Genomic DNA, 14,280 nt, shown 5'->3' on the forward strand with positions numbered 1-14,280 from the left:
AAAAGCCCCCCTCGGGGGCCTTTTCCATTTGCCTCAGCGGCCATCTCCTCCGGGATCTTCCATCCCCTCACCGGGTTGTGGTGTTCCGAGCGGGCGCGGCTTTTCGGCCTGTGCCAGATCGCCTGCCTTGCGGCGATGCCCTTCGTCATCGGTATCGCGCCAACGCGCAGGACGGTCCTCGTAGCGCCCCGAAAGCGCCTCGGGGTTCCGCAGCCAGATATCGCGCTGTGCAAATGGAATCTCGATCCCCTCGCGTGCGAAGCGCGCCGCGATCTGGTGGTTGATCTCCGACATGACCCGCAGCTTGAAGTTCACATCCGACAGGATCACCCGGATCTCGAAATTCAGACTATCGGCACCAAAGCCCATGAAGACAACATTGGGCGCCGGATCCATCATGACCGTCGGCTGGTCTTCGGCAATCTCCAGCAGGATCTTCTCGATCTTGCGGGTATCGGTGCCATAGGCCACGCCCAGCGGCACGATAAGCCGCCCCGTCATATTGCCGCGCGTCCAGTTGGTGACCTGCCCCGAGATCAGATCGGCATTGGGCACGATGACCTCGGTGCGGTCGAAGGTCTCGATCCGCGTAGAGCGCACCGAGATCGCCTTCACCACCCCCATCTGGGTGCCCACCTCGATCCAGTCGCCCTCGGAAATCGGACGCTCGATCAGAAGGATGATGCCGGAGACAAAGTTCTGCACGATGGTCTGGAGACCGAAGCCCACGCCCACCGACAGCGCCCCTGCCACGATGGCAAGCGAACTGAGATCGATCCCCGCCGAGGAGATCGCCACCAGAGCGGCAAGGAAAATCCCCAGATAGCCGATCCCTGACAGGATCGCGTTCTGCCCGCCCTTGTCGATCTTGGTTTTGGGAAGGATCGTGGAGCGCAGGGCTGCCTGAACACCGCGTGTAATCACATAGCCGATGCTGAAAACGATCGCCAGGACCATAAAGATGCTGGGCGAAATCCGCACGCCTCCCATGTCGAACCCGTTGCGGAAGGTCGTCCACAGCTCCATCAGGTCCTCGACCCGCGCGCCCCAGTTGAGCGCCAGAACCGGCAGGGCCGCCAACACCAGCAAGAAGCCCGCGAGAATCGGCACGAGGCTGTCGCGCCCGTCATCCTCACGCTTGGTCACCACCACATAAAGCTCTGCAAAGAAGCGCTGCAGCACGAGCACAAGCCCCGCGAGGAAGAGCGATTTGATCATCGGCCAGATCAGCTGGTTGGCGGCGTTGATATAGCCGATCGCGCCCAGCACGGGCCCCATAACGGCCACCAGAATGACCGCATTGCCGACGAGCTTGACGATTCCGTCTCCAAAGGCACGGTCTGCCGATTGCCGGTCATCGTTGCGCACATGACGGCGCAGGATCGCGCCTGTGCGGAACAGCGCCAGCCCCGCAAGGATCTGAAGCGGCAAGGTCAAAGAGGCCAGCGCCCCATCCATTTGGGTAGCCGCCGAACTTGCCGCATCAGCAGTGGCCGAACTGATCTCCGCCCGCGTCAGCACCATAGACTGATCAACGACCCAGCGCCCGAATGGGTCCCACATAGCCTGCAGGAAGCCCATGGACACAACGAGGAGCCGTCCCTCGGCGCGGCGCTCGCTGAGCAGGTTGAACGGGCTTGCCTGACGGTCATTCCACGGGAAAAGCCGCCCCGCCAGCCATGCCGAGAACAGCGTGACCGTTGCCACCCCTGCCAGCACACGCAGGAACTGTTGCCAGGTCGCGCCGAACAGCCCTGAATATTGCAGCGCCAGAAGCAGCAGAACGATCCCGCCCAGCGGCACGAGGATCTGCCCGATCGAGACGATCATCTCGATCAGCATCCGCGCCCGCATCGAGGATCTGTCCAGAAGCCATTGCGAAAGGTCCTCCATCCAGCGTCGCCCACGCCCCAAGAGCACCAGCGCCACCAAGACAAGCCCGCCTATGACGGGGCCGTTCTCGCGCAGCTGCTCGAAACGCGTCGTGCTTTCGAGCTGGGTGACGCTCTCGTCATAGAGCGCACCGGTCAGAGTGCCCGCAAGCGAAAGCGCAGAGCCCCAGTTGACGGGGTTCAGAGGCGATGGAGAGAGCCGCAGCAGCTTGTCGGTGGAGCGGGTGCGCAATTCGCTATCGATAGAGCGGATCAACCCGTCGGCGCGCGTCGCGGCCTCGGTCGCGGTAATCGAGGGAGCCTGCAATTTCGACAGCTGATCATTGAGGTCACTACGCCGTTTGGCAATCGCCTCGTCTTCGGTCTCGCCTTCGGCAGGCGCTGGACCCAACGCATCAATCTGATCGCGTATCGTCTTGATCTGACCGGAATTCGTGTCACGCGCAGCGGTGAATTTGTCGCGCCATGTCACAAGGCTCGCGCGTAGGTCCTCGAGTTCCCTATCGCCGACCTGCGCCTGCTCCTTGTCGAGCAAAGCCTGTGCGGAGGCGGCCTGCTTTTCCCATGATTTATAATCGGGGGTAGTCTGGTCCTGCGCGCAGGCCATGCCCGCAACCATAAGGAAGAAGACGGTGGCGACTGCGCGCAGAAGGCTTGAGATCATCCCTCGAAGACCTCGGGCATCGCTTTGGGCGCACGGTCCAGCCATTCGGGAACCGGCAGCGATTTCTCTTTGAGGAACTCGGGATTGAAGAGCTTGGACTGGTAGCGGTTGCCATAGTCGCACAGGATCGTCACGATCTTGTGGCCCGGCCCCATTTCCTGCGCCATCCTGATCGCACCGGCGATATTGATGCCCGACGAGCCACCCAGAACAAGCCCTTCGTCCTGCAGCAGATCGAACACGATCGGCAGCGCTTCGGCATCATGCACGTTGTAGGAGAAGTCCGGTTTGAACCCGTCGAGATTGGCGGTGATCCGACCCTGACCGATGCCTTCAGTGATGGAAGACCCTTCGGCTTTCAGCTCGCCGGTCGTGTAATAGCTGTGCAACGCCGCACCATCGGGATCGGCAAGGCCGATCTTCACGCCTTTGGGCTGCAACGCCATACCGGTGCCGGCGAAGGTGCCGCCCGAGCCCACCGAGCAGATGAAACCATCCACTTTGCCGTCTGTCTGTTCCCAGATTTCCGGGCCCGTAGTCTGGATATGGGCCTCGCGGTTGGCGGTATTGTCGAACTGGTTGGCCCAGATCACGCCATTGGGGTCGGTCTTGGCCAGTTCCTCGGCGAGACGGCGCGAGTAATGGACATAGTTATTGGGGTTCTTGTAGGGCGCCGCCGGCACCTGCACCAGTTCGGCGCCTGCCAGACGGATCATGTCCTTTTTCTCCTGAGACTGGGTCTCGGGGATGACGATCACGGTCTTGAAGCCCATCGAGGCGCCAACCAGCGCCAGACCGATGCCGGTATTGCCCGCAGTCCCCTCGACGATCGTCCCGCCAGGCTTCAGCTGCCCGCGCGCGATGGCGTCACGGATGATGAACAATGCCGCGCGGTCTTTCACAGACTGGCCCGGATTAAGGAACTCCGCCTTACCGTAGATGTCGCAACCGGTCAGCTCGGAGGCTTTCTTAAGCTTGATCAGCGGCGTATTACCAACCGCCTGTGCCAGATCCTCGCATGTTCTCATGGTCTTCCTCCATCGCTTGCCGCGCGTCACGGCCGTTTTCTTGGCACCAGACTTAGGACGCCACCAGAGCGGCCTCAAGTCATATTCTTATCAGGATGGGACGGCACTGCGCGATATCGGCGAACAAACGTATATCGAAACAGCAATGCGCGAAACATACGTTCCATGTATAGGACAGGAACGGGCCGTGATCGGATCAAAGCTCCGACAAACGTGCCAATGTCCTTAGTTTATCCTGCACCCCGCAAGGTGGTCAGGCCGCACCGAACTGCGCACGCAGCGCCTCGCGCTTGCGGATCAGGGCCTGTGCACAGATGACGACCATGGAGTTGTTCAGCTCGCCGCTATCGAGCAGCTCGACCATGCGCTCGAAACTGATCATATGCGGGCGGATATCCTCGCCCTCCTCGTCCAGACCACCGGGTGCGGCCGCCTGATCATCCAGATCCGCAATCCCGATATAGGAATAGATATATTCGGTCTTGGCTCCCGGCGAGGAGTAATATTGCGCCACCGGCACCAGCTCGTTGAGCGCCAGATGCGCCTCTTCCTCGGCTTCGCGCAGAGCGGTTTGTTCGGGGCTTTCCAGCGCATCTACGCGCCCCGCGATCGCCTCGAGAAGCCACGGATTGCCATCGCCCCGCGCCATAGGTCCGACGCGGAACTGCTCGATCAGTAGCACCCTGTCGCGCAGCGGGTCATAGGGCAGCACAACCGCCGCATCGCAAGATACGAACACCGCCCGCTCCATCGGTGCGGAAAACGCACCGTTGAACTTGCGGAACTGCAGATCATAATCCTCGACCGCGAAGAATTTGGCATAGGGCGAACGGCGTTCGCGCACCACCACATCCGTCAAAGCGGCCTGCCGGCGCAAGGATGCAGGGCTCGTCTCGCGCGCCCGCACACGGGCGGCGGCACGCACCAGCATCTGCTCGCGGCGGTCATAAATCTCGTCGAAACTCAGATCGGCGAGGCTCGCCATAGTGTCTTCGACCGCCTCCGTGGCCAGCTCGCCCCATGTCTCTGCCCATTCGGCAATATCCCACGGCTCGCCAACCTCCCATGCACCCTCGTCGGGCATAAAGACCTGTGCGGGTGTCGTGCCGCCGGTGCCATCCGCCACCACCTCGACCGCATGCAGACGATAGCCGCCCTCGTAATCGGCAAGTCTGGTCTCTTCCGCCTCGGTCTCCGTGTCGATCAGGATACCGGGCACGCCCAGATCGGAGGGCACGAGGATCGGAAAGGGCTGGTCCTCGCCATTGCGGCGCGCGATGCGCGGCTCGAAGCCATCCAGAAAAGCGGGGCGCATATTGGGCATCCGCCCCAGAACGCGCTCCAGAAGCGGCGGGTAACTGAGTGTTCCGTAAAAGAAATAGGTTTTGGTCACGCAATCACCCGATCAGGACTTGGAGGTCATACAAGAACGGTCCACCCTCAGGGCAGACGCCGCTGTGTAAGCCATGTCAAGATAGCAGCCATAACGCAACCCGCAACAACCATACCGGCAATCTCAACAGAAAGTAATTTTTCGGCCGCCCTGATCCCGAAGCCTACACCATCAAGCAATGTGCCCAGAACATTGGTGCTTTTCACCATCTGCGCATGGCGGAACATCTCGGAGCCGCCCAGATAGATTACGGTCATCGCCCCCAGATAGAGGGCCATCCGCAAACCGCCAAGGATCGCGCGGTAGAGCGAGTTTAGCCCTTCGCGCCCGAGCCCGTACCAGCCACACAAAAGCCCCGTAGCTGCCATGACGATACTATAGCCACTATAGATGGCGGCCCCTGGCAATGCCCTCAGCGCAAGCACCGCCCCGCCACCCGCCACTGCCGCCAGTAGCACTGCCGCAACCGCGCGCGAGGCCGTGGGCATTCGCGCCCGCGGATTGCCATAGCCGATCTTCTGCATATCCTGCCCCATGCCGCCTCAGATAAGAGGCTTGATGCCATAGGAATATGTCGAAAATTGGAAATACTGGCGCAATTCGACGCCCGCTTACCCGTTACGATGGCGCTCATAGGCCGCCAACGCTTTTTCGCGCCCCGCCTTGAGGTCCACCAGCGGATCGGGATAGCGGTCATCGGGCGTCATCTCCCATGATTTCGGGATCGCCTCGAAATAATGCAGCGCGGTCTGCGGTGGGTTTTTCGCCCCTTCCGCGATCCATTTGCGACGATAGCTGCCCTTGGGGTCGAATTTCTCGGCCTGTGTGGCAGGATTGAAAATGCGGAAATAGGGTGAGGCATCGGGGCCGCACCCTGCCACCCATTGCCAGCCCATCGCGTTGGAGGCCGGATCCCAATCGGTCAGACAGTCCTCGAACCAGCGCAGCCCCACCCGCCAATCGGTCAGCAGATGTTTCGTCAGATAGGAGGCCACAATCATCCGCGCGCGATTATGCATCTGGCCTGTTACGAACATCTCGCGCATGGCGGCATCGACGAAGGGCTCGCCGGTGCGTCCGCGCCGCCAGTCCTCGGCCTCGTTATTATCGCGCCGCCACTCGAACCCGTTCCACTCCTCGCGCCAGTTCGCATGGTCGAGCTTGGGGAAATGATAGAGCAGATGCCACGCGAATTCGCGCCACACCAGTTCCTTGAGGAAGGTCTCGGCCCCTGCACTGCCCGCCTCCATGCGCGACCAACCGGCATGCCAGAGGCTGCGCGGGCTGATCTCGCCATAGGTCAGGTTCTCCGACAGGTTGGAGGTGCCGTTCTGATCGACCTGATCGCGAGCGGTTTTGTATCCATCGATCTTCTGACCAAGAAAGGCGGCCATCCGCCCCTGCGCGGAGGCCTCGCCGATACAGGCATATTGTGCCAGAACCGCCGCACCGCACCGCATTGCAGCCCCCATCTGCCAGTCGTCAAGCGTCTCGCTCTCGGGCCATGTCTGGGGCGGCTCGAGGGCGCTGACCGTGTCGCAGGGCGGCTCGACCCCGCGCCCCTTCACCGCGTTCCAATAGGGTGTGTAGACCTTATAGGGCTCGCCCTTTCCGGTGGTTACATCCCACGGCTCGAACATCAGATGCCCCTTATGGCTCTGTGCCTCGATCCCCTCTTCTTTCAGGGCCGTCTTGACCGCCTTGTCCCGCGCGGTCGAGGCCGGATCATAGGCGCGCGACCAGTGCACCGCCTCGGCACCGGTTTCCTTGACGAGCGCCTGCAAGACCTCGAGCGCCTCGCCACGGCGTAGGATCAGACGGCTGCCGATTTCCTCGAGGCGGGCAGCGAAACTGGCGATCGCCTCGCCCCAGCGCCACTTTGCCGCAGCCCCTGTTTGCGCCACGATCTCGTCATGGATGAACACACAGATCACGGGTGCGCCATCTTTTGCGGCCGCGACCATGGCGGGATGGTCATGCAGCCGCAAATCGCGCCGGAGCCATAGAATTACCGGTTTTCTTGCCATGACGGCCTCCCGCATCCAAGCGTCAAACTGTTGATACCGCTAGGTAGCTGGCAAAGGCCCCGCGTCCAGCCCGATCACAATATCACATGCAGGCACGGTGGCGTGAAAATCCCCCTTGCCGGTGAAAGCGGGCCGAATTAGCGTCGTGGGCAGATTAGAAAAAAACAGGGGTTTTCCATGAAACGCATCTCCTCCTTGCTCGCAGGCGCGGCCTGTCTCTTCGGCCTGCAGGCACAGGCCGAAAGCCCCGACCTGCTGGTCTTCGACTGGTCCGGCTTCGAGATTCCGGGGATCTTCGCGCAATATGCAGAGAAATACGGCGCAGGTCCGCAATATACCTTCTACGGCGATGATGACGAAGCCTACCAGAAGCTCGCCTCCGGCTTCAAAGCCGATGTCGCCCATCCCTGCTCGCAGATGGTGTCGAAATACCGTGATGCCGGCCTGATCGAGCCGTGGGATGTCTCGCGCATTCCCGCCTTCAAGGATATCGACCCGAAATTCCTCGATTCCAAGATCTTCAAGGATGATGAAGGCGTCTGGTATATCCCCACCGACTGGGGTGCGACCGCCATCGCCTATAACCCCGACGAAGTGCCTGCCGAAGATGTGGCCTCGCTCGATGTGTTCCTGAACCCCAAATATGAAGGCCGCATCTCGCTGCCCGACAGCTCGGACGATGTCTGGGCACTGGCCTATCTTGCCACCGGCGTCTCCGACTGGACCAATGTCACCGAAGACCAGTTCCAGGCCGCCGCCGACTGGCTGCGCAAGGCGCATAAGAACGTGCAATCCTACTGGACCGACCCTTCCGAACAGGCCCAGACCATGGCCTCGGGCGAACTGCTGATCTCGTGGTCGTGGAATGACGGCGTGACCTATCTCAAAGCCGACGGCTATCCGGTGGCCTTCCAGCGCGCGGCCAAGGAAGGCTCCTCGACCTTCTTCTGCGGCTATGTGAACCTGAAGGACGGCCCCGGTTCGGAAGATCAGGCCTATGATTTCATCAACTCGTGGCTGCGCCCCGAAGCCGCCCCCGCGCTCATGGACGAGATCGGCTATGGCCATTCGAACGTGAAGGCGATGGAACAGTTCTCGAAAGAGGATCTGGATGAAGCGGGCCTTGGCCATGTCGACGCACCGATCCTCGCCCAGACGCCGAACGATCCGCAGATGCGCGAACGCCAGCTGGCAGAGTTCGAGAAAATCAAAGCCGGCTTCTAAGGCACCAGCCCCTCTCTGCACCATCAAAGCCACCCCTCGGGGTGGCTTTTTGCGTTCCGAATGCGACGTGGAAACGACATATGACGAATAGATTGCAGTTTGGTGATACGACCCTACAGCAAGATCCAGGATGTTAAGAATTGATTAACCATCACGCGCAACAGTTGTTTCATTAGCGAGTTGGCTCCACCGCATGAGGCAGTCGTCTCAGAACAGAAGCAGGCAGTCAGGTGACATACAGATTTGAGATCCCCCATGTCGCACCGCGGCCGGATAGTCTCGTCGGCGGCATCGATCAACCCGGTTTCGGGCAACGCACGCGCCTTGACAGGCTACGCAGCTCCGAGATCCAGACCCGCTCTGTCAGCGCCGTAATCCATGCGGAAACCATCCGTGCCAAAGTGATGCGCGACACTGTCGCCGTGCAAGAGCGCGCCGTCTCCATGTGGAGCAACCATCTCTCCCGCCTGCAGCTGCGCCGCGATCATACAAGGAGCCCCCATATCTGCCCGATCCTCGAGCGCGAGATCCAGACCATCTCCGCCCGTCTGGAAAAAGCCATCATGCGACTGGAACTGGCACGCTCGGCCATTGACGCGCATGGCCCAGACATTGCCGCGCGGATCTCGCATTGGCAGGCCCTCCGGACACGCGACTGACAAAAAGGGCTTTCCATCGGCGCCGGAGCGGCGCAGATAGAGCCTATGATACTCGACATTTCCATTCTCGCTCTTGCCCTCATTATGGGCGCCGTCATGTTTTTGCCGAGCTTGCGCGCGCGTGCCGGGTGGCGAGCCATGATCACCCCTCTCGCCTCGATCATCGGATCGGGGTTTCTGGTGCTCGGGCCAATCCTTCAGGTCCGCTATGGCTGGCTTGCACCTGCGGTTATGGCCGTGCTCTGCCTGACGGCATGGGCCTTTGGCAGCGCGATCCGCTTCAACATCGCCCGGATCGAGACCGAGACCACCCCTCCGCGCCGCATCCGCGGGCTGGAGACGCTCTCCTCGGTGGCACTCGGCCTCGCTTATGTGATCTCAGTTGCCTATTATCTCAATCTTTTCGGTGCCTTCGCGGTCTCTCTTACACCATGGGATAATGGCGCCACCGCCAAGATCGCGACCACCGCCGTCTTTATCATCATTGGCGCCGCGGGCCTGTCTGGCGGGTTCAAACGGCTCGAGAAGATGGAATATGCCAGCGTCTCCCTGAAACTGGCGATCATTGCGGGGCTTCTATTTGGCTTGGCGGTCTATTTCGTCTCCGAAACCTCCAAGGGCACGCTCTATATCCTGCCGCCCGATCTGGGGCCAGTGGAGGCCCTGCGTCTGGGCTTCGGTCTGATCGTCACTGTCCAAGGCTTTGAAACAGCGCGCTATATGAGCCGCGACTATGATGCCGCGACCCGCATTCGCGCGATGAAATGGGCACAATGGCTCTCGGCGGCAATCTATATGGTCTATATTCTGCTGCTGGCTTATGTCTTTCCACCCGGCGAGATGAAGTTGACCGAAACGGCCATTATCGAGATGATGCGTGTGGTTGCGCCGATCCTGCCGGTAATGCTGGTGGCGGCCGCTCTGGCCGCACAATTCTCGGCGGCTGTCGCCGATACGGGTGGTGCCGGCGGGCTGGCGGCGGAACTCAGCCATAACCGTCTGCGTCCCGCACTGGCCTATATTATATTGGTGGGGCTGGGTATCGCGTTGACATGGACCACCGATCTGTTCGCGATCATCTCCTATGCCTCGCGTGCCTTTGCCGCCTATTATGCCATCCAGTCAGGACTTGCCGCGCTGCGCGCCACCGGCGGACGGCGTCTGCGCTACTGCGGGCTTGCGGCGCTTGGCGCGGCAATCGCCATTTTCGGGATCTCTGCCGAAGGATAAGGCCACATTCGCGTGAGACTGCCCGTGCAGGGGCTGTTTTAGGCCCCGCATCATCCATATGTCGCAAAAAGGCGTTATGCTGCAAGTGCGAGCCGATTTAGGGATGGGACCATGAAGAGATACAGGCTGCCCCATAGCCTGCGCGAACATGTGGCCGATGGTGTGATGCATGTGTTGGGGCTGATCATTGTCATTGCGGGGATCAGCGGGCTGATGGTCTGGGCAGCGATCACCCGACCGCTCGCGCATCTTTGGCCGCTGGGCATCTATGCGGGCGGGCTGGTGGCAAGCTTCGGGTTCTCGGCCGCCTATAACCTGACGCTGCATGAGCCGACCCGTGCGGTTCTGCGCCGTTTCGACCATGCCGCGATCTATCTACTGATCGCTGGCACCTATACGCCGATGGCGCTTCTGGGGATGGGGGGCGCCGCGGGCTGGGCACTGGCCATCAGCGCATGGGTCATCGCCGCCATCGGCATGGTGATGAAACTCGGATTTTTCGACCGCTGGCAACGGCTGGGCTTTGTCATGTATCTGGCGCTCGGCTGGATCGGGCTGATCGCAAGCTACCCCATCGTGACTTCCCTGCCCTTGGCTGCCGTCATCCTGATCCTTGCGGGCGGCCTGATCTATAGCGCGGGCACCATCTTCCATGTCATCGAACGCATCCCCTTCTCGCGCGCGATCTGGCACGGGGCGGTGCTGGCGGGGGCCGTGACGCATTTTATTGCCATTGTGCTGGTGGCAGCCCGCGCCTGAGCGTAAATCCCCGTTGACGTTGCCCGAAGGTTTCGGCATGGCTCGGTCATGTTGAAAATTTCAGATATCACCTATGCCATCGAAGGCCGCCCTCTGTTCGAAGGCGCCTCCGCGACCATTCCCGACGGCCATAAAGTGGGGCTTGTTGGCCCCAATGGCGCCGGCAAGACCACACTGTTCCGCCTGATCCGTGGGCAGGCGGTGCTGGAAAAGGGTGATATCTCGCTGCCCTCGCGCGCCAAGATCGGTGGCGTGGCGCAGGAAGTGCCCTCCTCCTCGACGAGCCTTCTGGACACGGTGCTGGCCGCCGATACCGAACGCGCGAGCCTGATGGCCGAGGCAGAGACCGCCACCGACCCCACGCGGATTGCCGAGATCCAGACCCGTCTGGTGGATATCGATGCGTGGTCGGCCGAGGGACGCGCCTCCTCGATCCTGAAGGGCTTGGGCTTTGATGCCGAGCAACAGCTCATGCCCTGTTCCGATTTCTCGGGCGGCTGGCGGATGCGTGTCGCGCTGGCGGGGGTGCTTTTCGCACAGCCCGATCTTCTGCTCCTCGACGAACCGACCAACTATCTCGACCTCGAGGGGGCTTTGTGGCTGGAACAGTATCTGGCCAAATACCCGCATACGGTCATCATCATCAGCCACGATCGTGGGCTTCTCAACCGTGCGGTCGGCTCTATCCTGCATCTGGAGAACAAACAGCTTACGCTCTATACTGGCGGCTATGACAGTTTCGTCCGCCAGCGTGCTGCCAACCGCGAGCAGCAGGCCGCCGCCGCCAAGAAACAGGACGAACGCCGCGCCCATCTGCAGAGCTTCGTCGACCGTTTCAAGGCCAAGGCCAGCAAAGCGAAACAGGCACAGGCCCGCGTGAAGATGCTCGAGAAGATGGAGACGATCACCGCGCCCGAGGATCGCGCCAAGACGGTGTTCACCTTCCCCGAACCCGAGCAGCTTTCGCCGCCGATCGTGGCGATCGAGGGCGGCTCGGTGGGCTATGACGGCAAGGCGATCCTTCAGCGGCTGAACCTGCGCATCGATCAGGATGACCGGATCGCGCTTCTGGGCCGCAATGGCGAGGGCAAATCGACCTTCTCGAAACTTCTGGCCGACAAGCTTCCGGCGCTGACCGGATCGATGGTGAAATCCTCGAAACTGCGGGTGGGCTATTTCGCACAGCATCAGGTGGACGAGCTGGATCTGGGCGCCACGCCGCTCCTGCATCTGCAGCGCCTGCGCCCCGACGAGGGTCAATCGAAGCTGCGTGCGCGGCTGGCGGGGTTCGGTCTTGGCGCCGATCAGGCCGAGACGGAGGTCGGGCGGCTTTCGGGCGGGCAGAAAGCGCGGCTGTCTCTGCTGCTGTCGACCATCGATGCGCCGCATATGCTGATCCTCGACGAACCGACCAACCACCTCGATATCGAGAGCCGCGAGGCGCTGACCGAGGCGCTCAACGCCTATACCGGCGCCGTGATCCTCGTGAGCCACGACATGCACCTGCTGTCGATGGTCGCGGACCGGCTGTGGCTGGTAAAAGAGGGTCGTGTCGCACCCTATGAGGCCGATCTCGACAGCTACCGGCAGGAGCTGCTGACGCCGCCCAAGAAGGAAGCGCCACCCGAGGCCCCCAAACCCAAGCCCAAACGTGCGCCCCGCGAGCAGATCCTTACGCTGCGCTCCGAGGCGCGCAAATGCGAGGAGCGGGTCCAGAAGCTCGAGGAAATGGCCAAAAAGCTTTCCAAGAAACTCGCCGATCCCGCGCTTTACGAGGATGGCAAAGCGGGCGAGCTGGCGACGTGGAATGCCAAATATGCCGAGCTGCGTGAGGCGATGGATAGGGCGGAGACGCTCTGGATGGCAGCTCTCGAGAAGCTGGAAAGCGCCGAAGCCGGGTAATTATCCCGGCCGGAAATCGCGGGCCCGATCCTGCGCTTCCCATGCCGCGATCACCTCTGGCCCGCCAAGGCGGCTCACAAATGGCGCAAGCTGGCGCTCGAACTTGCGCCATTTCTCGAGCCCCTTGGTATTCACACCCTGCCGGACCTGATGGACAGAGGCCGTGCGCACTGCGCGTAGCGTCTCCGGATCAGCCTCTGTCTGCATCCGCTCGGGCGCAAGCCCTGCAAAGGCCAGACAATGCGCAAGCTGGTTCTCCTGATCCTCGACCATTGCGCGATAGGATTGCACCCGCATATCCGCACCCAGAAGACCGGCATTGATATCGCGGACCTGCCATGTGGCGCGTGTCACATCGGCAATCCCGTCGAGAGTCGTATGATAGCCGCGTAAGGTGCCGAAATTGGTGCTGAAATTGGAGAGCGCCACATCCAGCGGATGTCGCTCTATATGCAGCACCTTCAGCTCGGGGATGATCAGCCGTGCCGCCCAGATGCTGAACGCATCGGCAGGCGTCTTGGTGATCAGCACCTTGCCGCGCGGGGCGTTCCGGGGCAGCTGGCTCAGGAATACCGCACGGATCTGGGCGATCTGGGCGGCATCGATGGAGTGCAGATGCGCAATCCAGTCGCGGCGCAGCCCCGAGAACGCGGGCAGTTTCAACGCCTGCACCGCGATCTGCAGCGTCGGCAGCTCGCCCATCGGGTGGGCATCGGGATGTTTGGCAAGCTCGGTCTCGGTGATCGTGGTGCCCGAGCGCGGCATACCGGTGATGAAGAGGAAGCGCGGCATCGCGGCGTCGGTTGCGGCGCGCGGCATCGCGGGCGCAAGGCGACCGATCTCCTTGACCATCTGCAACAGCCCCTCGGTGTCATAATCGAGCTTTCGTAACGCGTTCATCTGCGTCCAGTAATGGAACGCCTTGACCGCACTGCCAGAGCGCGCCTCGGCATTGGCCAGTGCGATCAGGATCTCGATCTTTACCGGATCGGCGATATCGTCTTCCAGATATTTTCGCAGCACCCGTGCCTGCTGGCTGTTGGGGCTGAACGGCTCGTGTTTGGCAAGCTCGGTCCGCGCTGCGATCGATTCCGGCTTCAGTTCCAAAGCTTTTCTGAAACAGGCGACCGCCTGCTCCGTCTCGCCATAGCTGCCCATGCGCAACCCCAACTGCAGCCAGCCGCGATAGTAGTCGGGGAAGCGGGTGACCAGGATATGCAACAGATCAAGCACCTGTTTCTCGTCGCCCATATACCACATCGCCTCGGCGAGATCGGCAATATAGACCGGATCATCCCCATGCATCGGCGCCATCTCCTGCAGCATGGCGAAGGCCTCGTGATACTTGCCGCGCTGCATCAACTGGAGATGGTCGTCACGATGGTCTTGATAACGGATGGCGCGCATGGGGTCTCTCTTTCGCAAACTCGCCTGCAGGTTCGGCGAAATTGGCAAACAAACCCTTTACCATCTCGGAAAAATCACCCCGAAAATGAAAACAG

Annotated in this window: 11 protein-coding genes; 5 read left to right on the plus strand and 6 right to left on the minus strand. The window is 61.4% G+C overall.

The window, feature by feature from the left end; translation table 11 throughout:
* Positions 1-33: 33 nt before the first annotated feature.
* From VSX56_RS06845 to VSX56_RS06865, 5 genes are all read right to left on the minus strand, one after another.
* Positions 34-2,556 (minus strand): DUF3772 domain-containing protein, encoded by a 2,523-nt coding sequence (locus tag VSX56_RS06845; RefSeq protein ID WP_350935867.1) that lies wholly within the window; start codon positions 2,554-2,556, stop codon positions 34-36.
* Positions 2,553-3,584, minus strand: a complete 1,032-nt coding sequence (locus VSX56_RS06850) for a cysteine synthase A (protein WP_350935869.1) — start codon at positions 3,582-3,584, stop codon at positions 2,553-2,555. Before VSX56_RS06850 ends, VSX56_RS06845 begins: the two co-directional genes overlap by 4 nt.
* Before the next feature lie 253 nt (positions 3,585-3,837).
* Positions 3,838-4,977 (minus strand): NUDIX domain-containing protein, encoded by a 1,140-nt coding sequence (locus VSX56_RS06855; protein WP_350935871.1) that lies wholly within the window; start codon positions 4,975-4,977, stop codon positions 3,838-3,840.
* Between the two features lie 47 nt (positions 4,978-5,024).
* Positions 5,025-5,513, minus strand: coding sequence for a TrgA family protein (locus tag VSX56_RS06860; protein ID WP_350935873.1), 489 nt, complete (start codon positions 5,511-5,513; stop codon positions 5,025-5,027).
* Between the two features lie 75 nt (positions 5,514-5,588).
* Positions 5,589-7,004: a cryptochrome/photolyase family protein gene (locus tag VSX56_RS06865; protein WP_350935876.1), complete on the minus strand. Its 1,416-nt coding sequence runs from the start codon at positions 7,002-7,004 to the stop codon at positions 5,589-5,591.
* 177 nt (positions 7,005-7,181) lie between these two features.
* Between VSX56_RS06865 and VSX56_RS06870 the strand changes: the two genes are divergently transcribed.
* The 5 genes from VSX56_RS06870 to VSX56_RS06890 all read left to right on the plus strand — a co-directional run bounded on the left by VSX56_RS06870 (position 7,182) and on the right by VSX56_RS06890 (position 12,778).
* The gene (locus tag VSX56_RS06870) at positions 7,182-8,228 is read left to right on the plus strand and encodes an ABC transporter substrate-binding protein (RefSeq protein ID WP_350935878.1); all 1,047 of its coding nucleotides are present in this window, start codon (positions 7,182-7,184) and stop codon (positions 8,226-8,228) included.
* A 230-nt stretch (positions 8,229-8,458) separates the two neighbouring features.
* Positions 8,459-8,887: a hypothetical protein gene (locus VSX56_RS06875; protein WP_339112694.1), complete on the plus strand. Its 429-nt coding sequence runs from the start codon at positions 8,459-8,461 to the stop codon at positions 8,885-8,887.
* Between the two features lie 96 nt (positions 8,888-8,983).
* Positions 8,984-10,117: an amino acid permease gene (locus VSX56_RS06880; protein ID WP_491590210.1), complete on the plus strand. Its 1,134-nt coding sequence runs from the start codon at positions 8,984-8,986 to the stop codon at positions 10,115-10,117.
* A 111-nt stretch (positions 10,118-10,228) separates the two neighbouring features.
* A complete protein-coding gene (gene trhA, locus VSX56_RS06885) occupies positions 10,229-10,876 on the plus strand; it encodes a PAQR family membrane homeostasis protein TrhA (protein WP_339112696.1) in 648 nt (215 codons plus the stop codon).
* 48 nt (positions 10,877-10,924) lie between these two features.
* On the plus strand, positions 10,925-12,778 hold the full coding sequence (locus VSX56_RS06890) for an ABC-F family ATP-binding cassette domain-containing protein (RefSeq protein ID WP_350935883.1): 1,854 nt from the start codon (positions 10,925-10,927) through the stop codon (positions 12,776-12,778).
* On the opposite strand, the gene VSX56_RS06895 is transcribed toward VSX56_RS06890, so the two are convergent.
* Positions 12,779-14,185 (minus strand): tetratricopeptide repeat-containing sulfotransferase family protein, encoded by a 1,407-nt coding sequence (locus tag VSX56_RS06895; protein ID WP_350935886.1) that lies wholly within the window; start codon positions 14,183-14,185, stop codon positions 12,779-12,781.
* Between the last annotated feature and the right edge of the window lie 95 nt (positions 14,186-14,280).

The sequence above is a fragment of the Thioclava kandeliae genome, assembly GCF_040297545.1.
Taxonomy (GTDB): Bacteria; Pseudomonadota; Alphaproteobacteria; order Rhodobacterales; family Rhodobacteraceae; genus Thioclava; species Thioclava kandeliae.

Excerpts from the sequence above, each read along its gene's own strand:
- VSX56_RS06845 (WP_350935867.1), bottom strand. The coding sequence starts at position 2,556 with ATGATCTCAAGCCTTCTGCGCGCAGTCGCCACCGTCTTCTTCCTTATG.
- VSX56_RS06850 (WP_350935869.1), bottom strand. The coding sequence starts at position 3,584 with ATGAGAACATGCGAGGATCTGGCACAGGCGGTTGGTAATACGCCGCTG.
- VSX56_RS06860 (WP_350935873.1), bottom strand. The coding sequence starts at position 5,513 with ATGGGGCAGGATATGCAGAAGATCGGCTATGGCAATCCGCGGGCGCGA.
- VSX56_RS06865 (WP_350935876.1), bottom strand. The coding sequence starts at position 7,004 with ATGGCAAGAAAACCGGTAATTCTATGGCTCCGGCGCGATTTGCGGCTG.
- VSX56_RS06870 (WP_350935878.1), top strand. The coding sequence starts at position 7,182 with ATGAAACGCATCTCCTCCTTGCTCGCAGGCGCGGCCTGTCTCTTCGGC.
- VSX56_RS06880 (WP_491590210.1), top strand. The coding sequence starts at position 8,984 with ATGTTTTTGCCGAGCTTGCGCGCGCGTGCCGGGTGGCGAGCCATGATC.
- trhA (WP_339112696.1), top strand. The coding sequence starts at position 10,229 with ATGAAGAGATACAGGCTGCCCCATAGCCTGCGCGAACATGTGGCCGAT.
- VSX56_RS06890 (WP_350935883.1), top strand. The coding sequence starts at position 10,925 with ATGTTGAAAATTTCAGATATCACCTATGCCATCGAAGGCCGCCCTCTG.
- VSX56_RS06895 (WP_350935886.1), bottom strand. The coding sequence starts at position 14,185 with ATGCGCGCCATCCGTTATCAAGACCATCGTGACGACCATCTCCAGTTG.